Annotated in this window: 7 protein-coding genes; 3 read left to right on the forward strand and 4 right to left on the reverse strand. The window is 47.5% G+C overall.

Features of this window, described 5'->3' with window-relative positions; translation table 11 throughout:
* Positions 1–114: 114 nt before the first annotated feature.
* The 4 genes from kdpF to QUB64_RS09685 form a co-directional block, all read right to left on the reverse strand.
* A complete protein-coding gene (gene kdpF / locus QUB64_RS09670; protein WP_333268013.1) occupies positions 115–384 on the reverse strand; it encodes a K(+)-transporting ATPase subunit F in 270 nt (89 codons plus the stop codon).
* Between the two features lie 291 nt (positions 385–675).
* Positions 676–2769: a potassium-transporting ATPase subunit KdpB gene (gene kdpB, locus QUB64_RS09675; RefSeq protein ID WP_333268011.1), complete on the reverse strand. Its 2094-nt coding sequence runs from the start codon at positions 2767–2769 to the stop codon at positions 676–678.
* A 213-nt stretch (positions 2770–2982) separates the two neighbouring features.
* Positions 2983–4743, reverse strand: coding sequence for a potassium-transporting ATPase subunit KdpA (kdpA, locus tag QUB64_RS09680; protein WP_333268008.1), 1761 nt, complete (start codon positions 4741–4743; stop codon positions 2983–2985).
* Between the two features lie 735 nt (positions 4744–5478).
* Positions 5479–10161, reverse strand: a complete 4683-nt coding sequence (locus QUB64_RS09685; protein WP_333325243.1) for a DUF4347 domain-containing protein — start codon at positions 10159–10161, stop codon at positions 5479–5481.
* Between the two features lie 998 nt (positions 10162–11159).
* Between QUB64_RS09685 and QUB64_RS09690 the strand changes: the two genes are divergently transcribed.
* The 3 genes from QUB64_RS09690 to QUB64_RS09700 all read left to right on the forward strand — a co-directional run.
* Complete coding sequence (locus QUB64_RS09690) at positions 11160–12272, forward strand: sensor histidine kinase (protein WP_333268263.1); 1113 nt, start codon at positions 11160–11162, stop codon at positions 12270–12272.
* A complete protein-coding gene (locus QUB64_RS09695) occupies positions 12262–12954 on the forward strand; it encodes a response regulator transcription factor (protein ID WP_333268003.1) in 693 nt (230 codons plus the stop codon). The genes QUB64_RS09690 and QUB64_RS09695 overlap by 11 nt, the downstream gene beginning before the upstream one ends.
* A gap of 168 nt (positions 12955–13122) precedes the next feature.
* Positions 13123–15056: DUF4347 domain-containing protein (locus QUB64_RS09700; RefSeq protein ID WP_333394035.1), on the forward strand; the 1934-nt coding region annotated here is incomplete at its 3' end.

The raw sequence follows: 15056 nt of genomic DNA on the forward strand, positions 1-15056 counted from the left end.
AGGATTTACACGCGGGGGGCAAGAAACCGGGTTTTTCGCGAAATATTTCGTTTGAGGGCGCAGATTTGGTAAAAAACCCGGTTTCTGGGAGTCTGTGCGCCCTACACGCTATACCTAAAATCTTTCTGGCTGTAAAATTACGACAAACAAATAAACTGCGAGTCCGATGATTACTAAACCCAAAAGACTTAAACCCCAGGCAGCTTTTTTTGTTAAACCTTCATCGGCTGCGGCATAAACAGCCGGGGCAATTATTAAGTTAAAGCACATTACTAGAAATAGCTGCACTGGGATGGGGTGGCGCTGCCACAGCATTTGTCCTAACTCGATGGTTTCTTGAAAATCTCTGGGCAAAATATCGTTCAGCAAATCGTTTCGTTTCATAATTCCTCGGTTTTGTTTACTTAAATTACTTGACAAAATACCTCAGATAGCCTCCGATCGATATAACCGAAATAAGTAAGGTTCGTAGTAAGGTTCGTAGTGCGGACTTCAGTCCGCTCTTATTCTGCGGACTGAAGTCCGCACTACGAACAATTTTTGTTATGTTATACGAACAATTTTTGTTATGTTAATCGACCAGACATGAGAGCGCGTATCTTTTGATTAATGTTCCTGTGTTTGACTCTCCTTTTTGTCGGTTAAATCCCGCACATCTGTCGCTGCCGAACTTTCCTATGCTAACCCGACGGCTGCAATGAAAACATCAATGATTTTGATGGCGATAAACGGTGCAATGGCTCCGCCCAATCCGTAGATTAATATGTTGCGCTGCAACAGTTGATTGGCAGTTAGCGGTCGAAATTTGACACCAGTTAGTGCGAGCGGAATTAAAGCGGGGATAATCAGGGCATTGTAGATTAAGGCGGACAAAACTGCGGATTGACCGCTGGCTAAACCCATGATATTTAAAGCGCCAACGGGGGCAAACATTGCCGGAATAATTGCAAAATATTTGGCGATGTCGTTGGCTAGCGAAAAGGTGGTGAGCGCGCCGCGAGTAATTAACAATTGTTTGCCGATTGTTACTAAGTCAATTAACTTTGTAGGGTCAGAATCTAAGTCAACCATGTTGGCGGCTTCTTTGGCTGCTTGGGTGCCGGAATTCATCGCCAGTCCGACGTTTGCTTGGGCTAGTGCGGGTGCGTCGTTGGTTCCGTCTCCCGTCATTGCTACTAATTTGCCTTCTGCTTGTTGCTTGCGAATTACTTCGATTTTGTCTTCGGGAGTTGCTTCGGCGATGAAGTCGTCAACTCCGGCTTCGTCGGCAATTACTGATGCTGTAATTCGATTATCTCCGGTGAGCATGATAGTGCGAATTCCCATTTTTCGCAGTTGGTCAAACCGATCGCGAATTCCGGGTTTAATCACATCTTTCAAATAGATAATGCCGTAGGTGTCGTTGCCTTGACAAACGCCTAATGGTGTGCCTCCCAACCGCGAAACTCGCTCGTAAGCTTCGTCGAGATCGGGGCCGATGTTGCCGCCGCGCGATCGCACAAAACCCTTCACTGCATCCACCGCACCTTTGCGCGCCTCGGTACCATCGGGTAAATCGGTGCCCGACATCCGCGTTTTTGCGGAAAAATCAAGCCCAGTCGATCCTTGAGGGTTAGTGCGATCGAAATCCACGGCTGCGCCCAGATTTTGAGCCAAACGGACGATCGACTTTCCCTCTGGAGTATCGTCAAATACGCTCGCAGTCAGCGCTACCTGCGCCACTTCTTGCAGCGAGTGACCGTTTACCGGAATGAATTCCTCGGCTAAACGGTTCCCCAGCGTGATTGTCCCCGTTTTGTCCAAAATCAACGTATTCACGTCGCCGCAAGCCTCCACGGCGCGCCCGGAGGTCGCTATCACGTTAAATTGAGCGACGCGATCCATCCCCGCAATGCCGATCGCGCTCAGCAAACCGCCGATCGTCGTCGGAATCAAGGCCACCAGCAGCGAAATCAGCGTCACCACGCCCACAGGAGTTCTGACGTAATTGCCGATCGGCGGAATCGTCGATACCACAATCAAAAACACCAGAGTCAGCACCGCCAAAAGCACCGTCAGCGCGATCTCGTTCGGCGTTTTCGACCTTTCAGCGCCCTCCACCAGCGCGATCATCCTGTCCAAAAACCCCTTACCGGGGTCGGCCATCACCCGCAGCGTCAGCTCGTCAGAAAGGATGCGCGTACCGCCGGTGACGGAACTGGAGATGTCCGATCCCGGTTCTTTCAGTACCGGCGCCGATTCGCCGGTGATTGCAGATTCGTCCACCGACGCCACGCCCGCGATCACTTCGCCGTCGGCGGGAATGACATCACCTGCGATCGCTTTAATTTGATCGCCGCGTCTGAGAGATGTCGAACTAACTTCTTGAATTGAACCGTCTGGTAAGAGTTTGCGGGCTGTGGTGTCAGCTTTAGTCGATCGCAGCGCATCTGCTTGCGCTTTCCCGCGGCCTTCCGCCACCGCTTCCGCAAAATTAGCAAATACCAAAGTGAAGAACAAAATTAACGTTACCAGCCCGTTAAAAAGAACTTGATTCTTGCCGGGAACCGGGCCGAACAGCGTCGGATCGACAGTCAAAAGTGCAGTTACAATTGTGCCCACCCACACCACAAACATCACCGGATTTTTCAGCATCACCCGGGGGTTGAGCTTGACAAAAGCTTCTTTAAATGCTCTTTGGTAAAGCCCTTTAGTATTTGCTTTCGGCGTGTGTTTTCGAGAGTCGCGAGAGCCTCTAGCACTTGTTTTTGGAGTATTGGAAGAAGCCATGTCGATTTTAGATTTGGGATTCTAGATGGGATTGTTTTTACAGTCTGGGACGCATGGGAGGTCAGAAACCGGGTTTTTTGACAAATACTTGCTTCAAACCCTCAATCTCGGTAAAAACCCGGTTTCTTTGTGGGCGAGTGCATCCAGTCGCTGGGGGATTTTCCAGGATTAAAAAACTTTTTTATCTCCTGAGTTAGCGCACTTATCGGTGTTCTACTGTCCGCTATTTGGTGAAGGCGTTGCTAGAGGTGACGGCGCAGTTGCGGGTGCAGGTTCAAGCTTACCGCTGCTAATTTCAAATCCTTCTGCAATTGGCCCTAAAGCTAGAACTGGGAAAAATGTTAGTGCGCCCAGAATAATGATTACTCCTGCTGTCACGCTGGTAAACAAAATCGAATCTGTTCTTAATGTTCCCGTGGTTTCGGGAACCAATTGTTTGTTTGTCATGCTGTCAGCTAATAGCAGCAAGGCAATAATTGGCACGTAGCGCCCCATCAGCAAGCTAAAACAGGTGCTTAAATTCCACCAAAGTCCTGTCGCTGCGGGTTGAGAATCGGCCAATCCTTCAAAACCCGAACCGTTGTTAGCCGCCGCCGAAGCGTATTCGTACATCACCTGCGAAATGCCGTGAAATCCCGGGTTGCTGATGCCGCTCAAACTGTCGGTAAAGGCGAGGGCGATGGCGCCGGGGATTAAAACTGCGATCGGGTGAATCAACAAAACCACACTCGCTAAAACAATTTCCCGTTTTTCAATTTTACGCCCCAAAAATTCCGGCGTTCTCCCCACCATCAACCCGGTAAGAAACACGCTCAAAATGAGGTATATAAACAAGTAAGCCGTTCCCGTTCCCTGTCCGCCCCAAACAATTTGCAGAAACAAGTTAAACAAAGTAGCAAAACCGCCGGCAGCCATTAAAGAATCGTGCATTCCGTTCACGGCGCCGCACATTGTCCCCGTCGTAGTCACCGCCCAAAGTACAGTTTGGGCCCACCCGAATCTAACTTCTTTTCCTTCTAAATTTGGTTGCACCGAACCGAGCAAACTATTAACTTGGGGATTGCCTTGAGCTTCGCCAACTGCTGCAATGCCAATCAAGACCACATAAATTACAAACACCATCCAAAAAATCAGCCATCCCTGCTTTTTGTTATTGGCAAATCTGCCGTAGGTGTGAATTAGGGAAGCGGGAATCGAAACCATTGCTAGTGTGGCCAGCAGGTTAGCAAAATTGTTGGGATTTTCAAAAGGGTGAGCCGAGTTAATGGCGAAAAATCCGCCGCCGTTTTCTCCGAGTTGTTTGATGCTTTCAAAGTGAGCGACAGGGCCGCGAGCAATTACTTGGGTGCCGCCTTCTAAGGTGCGGGCAACTGCGGGGCCGGCTAGGGTTTCCGGTACTCCAGAAATCAGCAAAAATAAGCCGATTATCAAAGAAATAGGCAGCAGAATCCGGGTGATTGATTGAATTAAATCGATGTAAAAGTTGCCTAGGGGGCGACCAGTCAGTCCCCGAATAAAGGCAATCCCTACAGCTAAACCCGTGGCGGCGGAGGTAAACATTAAAAAACCCAGAGTTAGCTGGGATAGATAACTGAATGTTGTCTCGCCGGAGTAATGCTGTTGGTCGGTATTTGTGAGGAATGAAATAGTTGTGTGCAGCGCAGTATCCCAGGTTGGTGCGCTGAGGCTGGTGGGATTTAAAGGCAGCAGTCCCTGAAGCATGAAAATTAGAAAGACAAATATGCCCATTGCTGCATTGCTGTATAATAGCGATCGCGCATATTGCCAGCCTGTCATGGAATCTACAGACCGGATATTGCTGGCTTTGTATATCAGTTGTTCTATTGGTTTAATTGCGGGATCGAGAAGGGTTGGTTGTCCCATGTACACCCGTGCCATGTAGTTGCCGAACACGGGGGCGATCGCTATTAAAATGATTAGCGTTAATGCAATTTGAATTAATCCTTGCAGCATAACTTAGTTAAAAAATCCTCGTTTATAGTTCTGGATGCACTGTAGTGTCAGAAACCGGGTTTTTTCCTAAAATTCTTGGTTGTAGCCCAGAGATTCGGTAAAAAACCCGGTTTCTTTGGTATGAGTACGTAAGTTTTAATTTACTAATTACTCTACAGAAGTTTTGAGTTTTTGATAATCAGTCTTAAGATATAAGTTACTGTTTAGAATTTATGCTCGTCCGCCCTATACTTAGACTGCTAGGCGAATGTTTAGATGCAGCGATCGATCTATACTTGCAGGTATAGATGCTGTCTAAACACTGTTTTTGGCGCCACAATGCGATCGATGCTTTAACAAACAGGATTTACCGACTCGCATAGTTGGACGCGCAATTTATAGTAGTAGGGTACGCACTGCACACCCTACATATAGAACAATACAGTTCACTTAAGACCGATCCTCCCTAGGGCGTGTTTTCAAACTACTCATGGAGATCTCGATCCCCCTAAATCCCCCTTAAAAAGGGGGACTTTGAAAGCATTTCTCCCCCCTCTTTTTAAGGGGAGTAGGGGTCGAGTAGGGGGCAAGCTAGGGGGGGATCTAGGACGCAAGAAAACACGCCATAACCCCCCCTAAAAGGGGAAAGAATGCTCTTAAAGTCCCCCTTCTTAAGGGGGATTTAGGGGGATCTCCGAGTATCAGGAGTCGATCGCGAACCGTATTGACATAGAGAATACCTTCGTCCGGGACTGTCTAAGCTATGTTGAAATTGGCAGCACTTATCAAGCTGGCAGACACTCCATTGAGAGAGGCTAAAATTTCACCTGTTGCTGACAAACGGATGAAAGTTGAACTGTTTTCTTGAGTAATTGACAATTGTGCAAAAGTGAGATTGTTACCCAATACTAACAAGTCTTTACCAACTTCAAAGTCAGCAATAGTATCAGTACCGGCATTGGTAGCAAGCAAGAATTTATCATTGCCATTACCTCCCGTCAAAATATCACTTCCCAAACCGCCAGTCAGCAAATCGTCACCCTTACCTCCCAGCAGAATATCGTTACCATCACCGCCATTCAAAATGTCAGCACCGCGACTGCCAAACAAGGCATCATTACCGCTACCTCCCAGCATAATATCATTACCTTTGCCTCCGAAAAGAGAGTCATTTCCGATCGCACCGTCGAGGTAATCATTGCCCCTCATACCCATCAAAACATCATTTCCGCTGCCGCCAGTCAGGATATCGTCGTCATTTGTACCAAGAATGCGATCGGGGGAATTGCTGCCGAAATCTGCGTCACCGGTAACAACAGGAACCGCAAGCCCAGGCGCAGGCGACGTTGTGTCTTGAATTTTGCTATCTAAAGCAGCACCAGTATTCTCAGCAACTAACTGAGAAATTGGCTTGCTTCCGGCACCAACTGCTTTAAAGTCTTGAGTAGTTGCGCCCAAAGTTACTTTTTGGACGCGGGCGACTGCTTCGGGAATTGAAGTTGTTGTACTGGAGACAGCGGCATCAATGCGTTGATTTGCTGTTGCCATTACAGTCGCAGCTTGCGAGGCAATTTGGGTGAAGTTTTGACTGCTAAAACTGGGGTCAACTTGCTTGATTCTACTGACAGATTGCTGAATTATTGGTTCTAAATCTGCTGCATTGCTGAGGTTTAAAACTGTACCAGATTGAATTCGAGTCGTAATTGAACTGACAACAGCCTTGACAAGATCCTTAGTTAATGCACTCGAAGCACCGTCAATCAAAGCGCTAGTTTGAGTGATGATGTTTTGGACTTTCACCATTGCGGATAAGACTTGGACTCCCCCTGGCTGGTTGTTGTTGGTTGCCTTGATGGGATCTAAGCTAATCAGGTCAACATCAGCGGGGATGGAAAGGGCGGTTTTGACTAAAGATTGTGCTTCTGCTGATGTAACTCCTTTGTCGATTAAGTCAGCTACTAAACTGGTTAAGAGGGTGACAACAGTAGCATCTGGTGGTGCCGTAACTGGTGTTTCTAGCGGTAAACCCGTGGCGGTATCGGTGCCACCTATGGCAACTATATTGCCTTCTTCTGGGTCAATTTCCCCGTTTTCATTTTTGTCAAAAATGTCGGAGGCGAAATTCAGATTGAATTCACCATTAGAGCTAGTTATGGCAGATGGTTCGTTAGGATCGAGTATGCCGTTTTTGTTGGCATCTAAGAAAACAGTAGAACCAGCAATGTAGTTGTCAATCACAAAACCGCCGAAATTGTTACTCTTGAACCGAACGAGTTCGCTAACACTGGCACCTGATGAATCGGTTCCCGTTACCTTCAGCCAATAGTTGAAAGATTTTGGGCGACTCGCATCTAAATTGATAGTACGGGTTTCGGGATTGAAAGTTAACCATGAGGGGAGAGGAATTTGAGGAAAACTTAACCCGTCTACCGGCTGGCGATAGGAACCGCCGTTGAGAGATCTCTCCAAAGTGAATGCAGACGAATTCAAAGCATTGTAATCGGCCAGACAGATCGTATAACTAATGCGATCGCCCGGATCGGGGTCAGTATCGGTGTTTGCAGCAAAGGTCAACTCATTGGTTTTATAACCTCCTTGCGACAAGACAGGACGATTTACCAATGGTGGGCGATTATCCGTTGGTGTCGGTGTTGGTGTCGGTGTTCGTATCGGCGTTGGTAGTGTGGGCGTTGGTGTCGGTGTGGGCGTTGGCGATATTGGCGTTGGCGATATTGGCGTTGGCGTTGGCGTTGGCGTTGGCGTTGGTGTTGGCGATATTGGCGTTGGCGATATTGGCGTTGGCGTCGGCGTTGGCGATATTGGCGTTGGCGTCGGCGTTGGCGATATTGGCGTTGGTGTTGGTGTCGGTGCAGTGTAGTTAATAATAGTTGTGGTAGCCGTATCAGCGGTAATTATCGGTATTGCCGCTGCGATACCTGTGGCATTTGACAAGGTGACGGTAATAGTTTCATCAGGTTCAACTACCGTGTCGCCCAACACATCCAGAGTAATGGTTTTCGATATTTCACCAGTGACAAAATTAATGGTGCCAGCAGTAGTTCGTGCGCCAGAAGTGCCGCCGATATTGTTATAATCGGTGACGTTGGTAGCTGTTCCGGCGATCGCATATTTGACACTACTTGCCCCGTTAGTGACGTTGCTGCGAGTCACAGTGAAAGTTAGAGGTTTTTTGCCGCTATTGCCTTCGTCAATGGTGGCAGTATCGGTGGCAATGGCATAAGCAACAGAACCTCGATCGGAAATAGTTAGTGTGGTTTTTTTTGTGGAACCTGCAATCGCACCAGTAATTGTACCAAGGTTGAAAATTACAGTTTCGGGGTTTTCAGAGAGATTGTCAGACTTGATAGTAACTGCCACATTCTTGGTGAGTTCGTCACCTGTTGCACCTGCGGGGAAGGTAATCGAAGTAGGGGAAAAGGTGTAGTCTGAATTTTCGGTGGCCGTGCTAATGGGATCGAGGACAATTGGCACAACTACATCGTTTAAGGGAGTGCCGCCGGTGATCTTGACGGGAATATTAACTACTGTGTCTGTTGTTCCTTCCACGCTGCTGTAAGTGGCCGCACCGAAATTAACTGTATTCGATGTATTCAGCAGAACCGAGACATTTTGATCGAAAGCCGTAGCTATATCCAACTTGCCGTCAGCATTAAAATCTCTCGCAATCATATAAGCATATGCGAAAGAATTCGGGATCGTAAAGTTGCTGAGAGTACCAAATTTACCTGTACCATCTCCTAACAAAACTGAAAGGTAGGTACTAAAGTAGTTAGACGTGGCTAAATCGAGTTTGCCGTCGCCATTAAAATCCCCTGCAACCACAAATTGGGGAAATCCTCCAGTAGTTGCGACATTAAAGTTGTTAGCAGTATCAAAATTACCCGTACCATCTCCCAAGAAGACTGAGACAGATCGATCGGTGCTGTTATTAGTGGCGATATCCAGTTTGCTGTCGCCATTAAAGTCGCCTGTGATGACAGTTCGCTCAGTCCCGCCGGTGCTGCCATTGTTAGTGGGGGAGCTAAGGTTAACGGGGGAGTTAAAGTTGCCTTTACCATCTCCTAAGAAAACGGAGATGTTATTAGTCTTTTCATTGTTCGATGTGACTAAATCGAGTTTGCCGTCGCCGTTAAAGTCGGCTGTGGCAAGAGTAAACTTTGGTGTTTGTGTACTAATCTTAACGGGAGTGCCAAAGCTACCAGTACCGTCTCCAAAAAGTATTGAAATGAAGTTATCAAAAATGGAGTAAGGAGTTGTGGCTAAATCTAACTTGCCATCTCCATTAAAGTCACCGGTTACGATCGACTTATGATCTATCCCTTGACCGAAATTGGTAGGATCGCCAAAACTGCCAGTACCCGTCCCCAGCCGGATGGAAACGAAATTGCCGTTGGAAAAACCCAAATTCGTTGTAGCTAAATCGAGTTTGCCGTCTCCATTAAAGTCGGCCACTGCAACGCCAGAGGGATTCTCTTTACCTGGCTTAAATAAGCTGATAGGAGTCCCAAAGCTGCCCGTAGTACCCGTCCCCAACAATATGGCAAGATCTTTTGGGGAGTTGTTTTCCCCCATTGGCACTACTAAGTCGAGGAAACCGTCACCATTAAAATCGCCCGTACCAATGTCAGAAATCCTTCCTTGGCCCGAACTATAGTTCCTAGCTTCACTGAAGGTGGCAAGGACGTGGTTGTATGCTGCTAGAACTTCGGGCCGAAATGCTAAAGGTGCTGCTATTTTCCCGGTTGTGACTTCTAGTTCCCAGTCGCCGCCTTTTGCTGCACTTCCGGTGAGGTTTTTGGAGGCGGCAACGTTGGTATTTGTGAGTTGGGCGATGCGCTGGATGAAGGTGAAATTGTCTGCTGGGTGTTGATTGTCGATCGCCCATTCATTAATGTTAATTGGGGCTTTTTCGTGGGGGAGGGCGGGTTTATTTAACCTGTCTGTTATCTTTAAAGCTGTTGGCGAACCCGCCCCTACAGGATGATTGAAAATGGCGCAAAATTTCGGTTTCAACCGACTTTCGCGCTCGAACAGGGAATTAATTCCCTCTCGGACGTTGAGGGAAGCGCCAGGTTCTGATGCGACATTGCAACCATAAATCAGAATGTCTGCGCCGTGCGTGAAAGCACTGGGCCACTGCTGCAATTTCTCGGAATAAGCATCTAGATTGTCTAAACTCAAGCTACCGCTACCCAGTTGCAAGCGGCCGGGAGTGCCGTGAGAAACGATGTGAATGCTATCAATATTGGTACGAAGAGCTAAAATTTCAGTGATTTGGTCGATCGCATCCCGGTTCTCATCCAAAACCACTACTTCCGTACCCGGTGTTACCCCAGCCACCAAACTTTGATAATTTGGTACTTGAGTGTCGATAAAGGCGATCGCACTTCCTGAAACTTGACAATTAAAGTTTGGCATCACACACCTATTCCTGATTTAAAAAGAGTGAGAACTTCTAGCATCGACTGTAACCGCTTATTCCATAAAATTCTGTAAAGATTTGGTAAAGATGTACGCTGTTTTATACAGGCACAGCTTCTAACGGAGGAAGTACGCCCGTGCTTGCTTCCTTGCCCGCGAGGACAACCATGATTCAACTTTGCACGCACCTACTAAGTAGGTATATCCAATTAAACTAAACTACATAAAAGTATGGAAATAGGGCTGAATTACCCACTTAGAGTTAAATTACCCACTTTTAAGGGATTTGCATACTTTACAATCCTTTACATAGTTACGTTTTACAGCACCTAGTTTCTTGCTTGCCGATCGAGAATGCTGCAAGATATTAAGTCGATCGCACTTTCTACCGTGTTTTTATTAAATCAGGTGGCTATTTGAGAACGTGAGTAAGTTCTCATCGACTTCTCATCGACTTTTCATTAGACAAGATTGCATAATTAGATCAGTCCTGGACGCACTCCGACAAAGAAACCGGGTTTTTTACCTAATCTTCGAGTACGAACGAAGTATTGTCGTAAAAAAACCCGGTTTCTGGGCCCCCATGCGTCCAGGACTATAGATTTTTGTCCAGATAGGGCAAGGCGTAACGCATTTTCTTAGATTTTGAGTAAATTAAGATGTAATACCAATTTTATAAAGATTTGCTATAGATCAACTCTTAGCCCCCCCTTAGTAAGGGGGGGTTGGGGGGGTGATTTGATCGCGCTACTTTATAAAAATGGTATAACAGGAGGCAGAAGGCACTAGGTCATAAGATCGTCTGTTTCAGCAATCGATCGAGTCCGCCATCGCCTTGCCGATTGCTATATAGCAGTGGACAGTTGACAGTGGATAGTGGACAGTTGCAGAGTAAGGAAATCAAACGGTTCTGCTGTGGGATATAGGCTCTATTCATGAGGTTATTTATGTCCTCACCGCTGTGCCGATCGCTATATTATTCTCCTTTCTTTCTAATGAAAATATTGAGAAAATTCTTAAAAATCAACAAAAATCTGCTACTTCAAGAGAAGTATTTGCGGGGAAGGTGGTCGATCGCACTTTTATTCGCTATTGTCATCGCGCTGGAATTTAGCACGCCCTCGCAGTATCTGTTTGGATACTTGTACACGGGGCCGATTTTACTGGCAAATTCGCGCTTGAGTCGGTTGGGTAAGTTACAAGTTACCCTGGTAGCGGTAGCTTTGACGCTGTTAAATTTGTTTGTTCCTGCTGGAGAAACGATCGCCCTAGCTACAGTTGCAAATAGATCGATCGCAGTTATGGCTTTAGGAGTGACGGGATATTTGAGCGATCGCAACCAGCAGTACCAAGAAGCGATCGCGATCGCTAAAGCTCAGTTACAGTCTCAGCAGCAGCTAGCCAGCATCCGAGAGGATTTTGTCTCTACTTTGAGTCACGACTTGAAAACGCCGATGCTGGGGGCGATCGAAACAATAAAAGCCTTTCAGTCAGCACAATTTGGGGAAGTCACTCCCAGCCAGCAAAAAGTTCTCGAAACAATGGCGCGATCGCACAAAATGTCACTACAATTAGTAGAAACGCTGCTGGATGTTTACCGCAACGATGCCGAAGGTTTAACACTCCAACTTGCACCCGTAAATTTAGTAGCTTTAGCAGAAGAAGTAATCGCCACCCTCATCCATTTGTCCGCAGCGCGTCGAGTTTACATTAGTATGAATTATGGAGAGTCAGATTTTCGCCGCTCTTTGTGGGTAAATGGCGATGCAGTCCAACTCCAGCGCGTTTTTGCTAATTTGCTAACAAACGGGATCAACCATTCTCCTCGCGGTGGTAAAGTAGAAATAGTCATGGAATCTTCGGCCAGCTATCAGGTAGTGAAAGTGATCGATAGCGGCTTGGGAATTACCGCTTCGGAATTGCCGCACCTGTTCGAGCGTTTTTATCAAGGAAATGGCGATCGGCAAGCCAAAGGATCGGGATTGGGGTTATACTTATCCCGCCAAATTATTGACGCCCACGGCGGTATAATTTGGGCAGAAAACAAATTGCCTTTAGGGGCGTTGTTTGGATTCCGACTACCAGCTATCTCCGCCAATGAAACCTAATTCTCCCTTGCGAATTCTCCTAGTTGAAGACGACGAACTGTTTAGGTTGGGACTGCAAACCCGATTGCAGCAAGAAATTTGCTTGCAAGTAATTGCCGAGGCGGAAGATGGCGAAACGGCGGTAGAATTGACTCAGGAACACTTGCCGGATGTGGTAGTTCTCGATGTGGGTTTGCCGGGAATTGGTGGCATTGAAGCGTGCCGTCAAATTAAACAGCGGCATCCAGAAATTCCTGTTTTGATTTTAACATCCCACGCCCAAAAAACCTTAATTGAAAGGTTAATTGCAGCCGGAGCCCAGGGATATTGTCTCAAGGGAATTGCCGCGGAAACATTAGTTTTAGCAATTCGATCGGTAGCAGCGGGCGCTTCTTGGTGGGACAAAGCGGCAACTGCGGAAATTCGGGCAGTTTTTAATAATCCAGAACCTAGCAAATGCGCGACAAAACCCGAAATTTTAGACAATCCGCTGACGAAGCGAGAACAGGAAATTTTAGCTTTAGTTGCGGGGGGGAAAAGCAATCAAGAAATTGCACAAATATTGTACATTGCTCCGGGTACGGTGCGGGTGCACGTGCACGCGATTTTGCAAAAGTTAGAAGTGCGCGATCGCACTCAAGCAGCAGTGCTCGCTATTCAGAAAGGATTGGTAGCAGAAGAACTTTTGGCGATCGAACCTTAAACAGAACCAGTCAGGTTTGTAGTGAGGACTTTAGTCCGCATTCATGAAGGACTGAAGTCCCCACTACAAACCCTGTAGTGAGCCAATTCTACTGATGACATTTAATATTGAAATTGCTAAATTAATTAGATATTAATTTCCGTAACGTCATCTAACCAGAGGTATGTTGTGCCAAATTTTATCAATTCTATTATGAGTTCGATCGCCTTTCTCGACTCCGCCCTCCCCGATATCCAAAACCTCCGCAACGGTATCGCAGTGGGAATAGAAGTAATTATAATCGATGCAGCACGGGATGGAGTAGCACAAATTACGGAAGTGCTAGGGAGTCGCAGCAATATTAGAAGCATTCATATTATCTCCCACGGTCGCCCTGCGAGTTTGCAGCTAGGCGCGATCGATCTAAACTTGACAAATTTAAACTTTTATGCTAATAAATTGCAGCGTTGGTGGCGATCGCTGGTAGAGAGTGCAGAGATTTTACTATACGGGTGCGATGTAGCTTCCGGCGAAACGGGCGCTAATTTTGTGCAGCAACTGAGTAGGCTAACGCGGGCAAAAATTGCGGCTTCCAGCGGGCCGATCGGCAATTCAGCTTTAGGCGGAGACTGGGAACTAGATTATACAACGGGAAGGATTGCTTCTGGACTGGCGATCGACCAAGCTGCGATCGCCGCCTATCAATTTGTGTTCGGCCGCACCCTCTACGACGGTACAAGTAACTTTCCGCCTCCTGCGGCAACACCCGGTATCGGGACACCAGCAGGTACCCAATTAGGTTACGGACAGATACCCCTGCCCGCCCCATTTGGTTCTGGCCTTCTTCCTGCTGGTGCGTACTCGCCCAACACGGGAATTAATACTGCTAGCGTGACGGCGGCTAATAACACTACAGGCTATGCAGGCTACACCAACTACAAATATACTCCCCCAAGCCCGCCAGCAACGCCAGCAACATTTACTCCAATCAGTCCAACATTCCCCGCACTCGATCGCACCAACGGTTACAGCGTTTCTTTTCGAGTTGCGGTTACGGCGGAAACCAGTAATAGCGACAATCGGGCAGGTTTCAGCCTCATCGCCATTAGCAGCGACGGTCAAAATGGCATTGAACTGGGTTTCACCAACCGCAACCTCGGCGCCAACGGAGGCATTTTTGCCCAAGAGGGTGGTACAGCATCAGTTCCCCCCGTGTTTACTCGCGCGGAAAACGCACTTCTTAACATCAGCACTCCTACGGACTACAAATTTGTGGTTCAAGGCGCTACTTACACTCTGTTCGCTGGCGGTGTAGCAATACCAACCCTGACCAATCAACCACTGCGGAACTACACGGCATTTAATCCAGCAACCAGCCAGCCTGCTTTACCCTACAATCCCTACAGCAAGCCAAACTTCTTATTTTTCGGCGACGACACAGATCAAGCAAGTGCCACTTTTACTCTCGGCCCAATTTCGGTGAATAATTTCCCGGTGGCCGCCAATGATACCTACAGCGTAGTGCATGACAAAGTTCTCACCGTCCCTGTGGCGACAGGAGTCTTAAGCAACGACACCGATGCTAATAACAACGACGCGCTGAGTGCCGTTGTAGTTACAGGCCCGACCAAGGGTACGATCGTCTTAAACAGCAAAACCGGCGACTTCACTTATACTCCTCAAGCAGGCTTTGTAGGGACTGATACCTTCACCTACAACGCTAACGACGGTACAGATACGTCTGTTCAATCAGCAACAGTTACCATCAACGTTACTAACTTTCCCCCGATCGTAAATCTTGACAACTACAGCGTCTTGCACGACAAAGTTCTCAGCGTCCCTGTGGCGACGGGAGTCTTAGGCAACGACAGCGACCCGGACTCGGACACGCTGACTGCTGCCTTAGTTACAGGCCCGGTCAACGGTACGATCGCATTCAACAAAACTGGCGACTTCACTTATACTCCAAAAGCAGGCTTTGCAGGTCTAGATACCTTCACCTACAGCGCTAGCGACGGCGCTGCGACTGTCCCCAGTACGGTGAATATCAACGTTACTAACTTTCCCCCGATCGTAAATCTTGACAACTACAGCGTCTTGCACGACAAAGTTCTCAGCGTCCC

The sequence above is a fragment of the Microcoleus sp. Aus8_D2 genome (assembly GCF_036702665.1).
Taxonomy (GTDB): domain Bacteria; phylum Cyanobacteriota; class Cyanobacteriia; order Cyanobacteriales; family Microcoleaceae; genus Microcoleus.